Genomic DNA, 301 nt, shown 5'->3' on the forward strand with positions numbered 1-301 from the left:
GCCGAACGCGGTGGCCGTGGAGCTGCCTATCGTGTTGACTCCCGCGACCACCGAATAGAGTTGCGATCCGTTGATCGCATCGGTGGAAGCTGCGGCGATCACACCCGGCGCGAGATTCTGCAATTGACGCTCGGCGCCACCGGCACCGATCGATAGCACCGACGATGCCGTACCTGCGGCCGTGCCACCAAACAATGCCGTTGTGCCCACGTGTGCCGCTGCCGTGATCGAACCGGAACCCAGGGCCACGTCGTTGGTGTTGATCGCATGCGCGCCCGTACCCGCCGCGACGCTGTCCACA

General features: G+C 65.1%; 1 pseudogene. It reads right to left on the reverse strand.

Annotation, left to right across the window (positions count from 1 at the left end):
- Positions 1-301: pseudogene (locus GSQ73_RS09640) on the reverse strand (hypothetical protein); the annotation flags it as partial.

This window comes from Rhodanobacter sp. L36 (assembly GCF_009765755.1).
GTDB lineage: Bacteria > Pseudomonadota > Gammaproteobacteria > Xanthomonadales > Rhodanobacteraceae > Rhodanobacter.